This is a genomic window from Streptomyces sp. NPDC003635 (assembly GCF_053587635.1).
The window spans coordinates 1-2,966 of the sequence record NZ_JBSFOK010000117.1 but is presented as its reverse complement, the minus strand read 5'-3'; the positions used below and the strand labels follow the sequence as shown (position 1 = coordinate 2,966).

Here is a 2,966-nt window from a genome sequence, read left to right as displayed (position 1 = left end):
CGGGCGCGCAGGGTTCCGGTGGACTACGCGTCCCACTCCGCGCACGTGGAGGACATCCGGGAGCGGCTTCTGGATGTGCTCGCGCCCGTTACACCACAGGCGTCCCGGGTCCCGGTCATCTCCACCGTCACGGGCGGGGTGTTGGACACGACGACGATGGACGCCTCTTACTGGTACAAGGGTCTGCGCCGACCCGTTCGTTTCACCGATGCGGTTGAAAAGGCCCTCGGTCAGGGCCACTTCCGGCTGGTCGAGGTCAGCGCCCACCCGGTGCTGACCATGGCGGTGCAGGCCATCGCGGAGGCCGATGAGAAGCCGGTCCACGTGGTCGGCACCCTCCGCCGTGACGAGGACGAGAACGCCCGCTTCATCGCGAACGCGGCCGAACTCTGGGTCCACGGGACCGACATCGACTGGTCCGCCGTCTACGCAGGACGCCCCGTCACCCGCGTCGACCTCCCCACCTACGCCTTCCAACGCGAGCGTTTCTGGCTGAAGGCACCCAGCACCAACGGCGACCCCGCCGATCTGGGTCTCGGCTCCCTCGACCACCCGCTGCTGGGCGCCACAGTCAGCCTCGCCGCGGACGGAGGACTGGTTCTCACCGGCAGGCTCTCCCTCCGCACCCACCCTTGGCTGGCCGACCACGCCGTGGCGGGGACGGTCCTCTTCCCGGGGGCGGGCTTTGTGGAGCTGGCGATCCGGGCCGGGGACGAGGTCGGCTGTGGCCACCTCGCCGAACTCGCCCTCCAGGCACCGCTGGTGCTCCCCGAGCAGGGAGCCGTGCAGGTCCAGGTCGTGCTCGCCACCCCTGACGGGTCCGGCGGCCGAGCGCTGACCGTCCACTCGCGGCCTGACGGGCTCGACGCCCCCTGGACCAGGCACGCCGTGGGCGTCGTGTCGTCGGAGGCGGCACCGGCATCGGCGCCGGTCGGTGAGTTCACCGTCTGGCCCCCGCAGGGAGCGGAGGCCGTCGACGTCTCCGACTTCTACTCGGCGGCTTCCGCCTCCGGCTACCAGTACGGCCCGGTGTTCCGGGGGCTTCGTGCGGTGTGGCGGCGTGGGGACGAGGTGTTCGCCGAGGTCGAGTTGGGGGAGGCGGAGCGGGGCGGGGCTGCGGGTTTCGGGGTTCATCCGGCGTTGTTGGATGCGGCGTTGCATGCGGTGTTGCCGGTGGGTGGCGGGGAGACTCGGTTGCCGTTTGTGTGGTCGGGGGTGTCGTTGTCGGCGGTGGGGGCGTCGGCGGTGCGGGTGCGATTGGTTCCGGCTGGTGGGGATGCGGTGTCGGTGTGGGTGGCCGATGCCGGGGGTGCGCCGGTGGTGCACGTGGAGTCGTTGGTGTTGCGGCCGGTCGTGGTGGACGGGTCGGGGTCCGGTTCCCCGGTTCGTGAGGCTCTGTTCCGGTTGGACTGGACACCCGTCGCCTCCACGGCCGTCGTCGACGAACCCAGCTGGGCGGTGCTCGGCGACGAGGACCGGTACGGGCTCGGCCGTACGCCCCACCAGACGCTGGCTGACCTGGCCGAGGCGGACAGCGTGCCCGCGCTGGTGCTCTGGTCACCGCCCGCCCCGGCGACCGTCGGACTGGCCACCGCGACCGCTGCCGTGACGGCCGCGGTGCTGTCGATGGTGCAGGAGTGGCTGGCGGACGAGCGGTTCGCCGAGGCGCGCTTGGTGGTCGTGACGCGTGGCGCCGTGGGCACGGGTGGGGAGGGACCCACCGATCTTGCCGCCTCCGCCGTCTGGGGCCTGTTGCGTTCCGCCGAGACCGAGAATCCCGGACGGTTCGGGCTCGTCGACCTCGACGAGGGCACCGTCGGTCTGGTCCCGGCCCTCACCGCGCTCGGCACCGGGGAGTGGCAGGTCGCGGTCCGCGACGGTGAGGTGCTGGCGCCACGCCTCGTGCGTGCGCCAGCCGCATCCGAGGGCTCGAACCGTGTCGGTTTCGGTGACGGCGCGGTTCTGATCACCGGTGGTACGGGGACGTTGGGCGGCTTGGTCGCCCAACACTTGGTCGCGGAGTACGGCGTACGGCAGCTGGTGCTGGTCAGTCGTCGTGGTGCCGAGGCGCCTGGTGCGGCGGGCTTGGTGGCGGAGCTGGAGGCTGCGGGTGCCGTTGCCGAAGTGGTGGCTTGTGACGCCGCCGACCGTGAGTCGCTGCGGGCGTTGCTCGCCGAGCACCCGGTCACGGGTGTGGTGCATCTCGCGGGCACCCTGGACGACGGGGTCATAACGGCACTGACCCCCGACCGCCTCGACGCAGTACTGCGACCGAAGGTGGACGCCGCCGTCAACCTGCACGAGCTGACGCGCGAACACGACCTCGCCGCCTTCGTCCTCTTCTCCTCCGCCGCCGGCGTCTTCGGCACGGTCGGCCAGGCCAACTACGCCGCCGGGAACGCCTTCCTGGACGCCTTGGCCCAGCGGCGTCGGGCTGAGGGGCTGCCCGGGACCTCCCTGGGCTGGGGCCTGTGGGCCGACGCCAGTGGGATGACCGACGCGATGACGGAGGCGGACCGGGCTCGGGTCACCCGTCAGGCGATGATCCCCCTGACCAGTGCCGAGGGACTGGCCGCCTTCGACGCCGCCTTGGCGCGGGACGACGCGCACCTCGTACCCCTCGCCTTCGACCGTGCCGCGCTGCGGACCCAGGCGAGCACGGGCGCACTTCCGCCGCTGCTTCGCGCCCTCGTGCCCACCACGACGGTCCGCCGAGTGGTCGGCACCGACCGTACCGACCCGGGGCAGTCCTCCCTCGCCCGCCGACTCCTGGCGCTGCCTGTGCCGGAGCGTGAGGCGGTTGCCCTGGACACGGTCCGCAGCCATGTCGCCTCCGTCCTCGGCCACGCGGGGACCGCCCTGATCGGGGCTGATCGCACCTTCAAGGAGTTGGGTTTTGACTCGTTGTTGGCGGTGGAGTTGCGGAATCGGTTGGGTGAGGCGTCGGGGGTGAGGTTGCCGGCGAC

1 protein-coding gene is annotated in these 2,966 nt (G+C 71.8%); it reads left to right on the top strand.

Annotation, left to right across the window (positions count from 1 at the left end; all coding sequences use genetic code 11):
• On the top strand, positions 1 to 2,966 hold a 2,966-nt coding region (locus ACWDRW_RS40230; RefSeq protein WP_451733536.1), incomplete at both ends, for a type I polyketide synthase.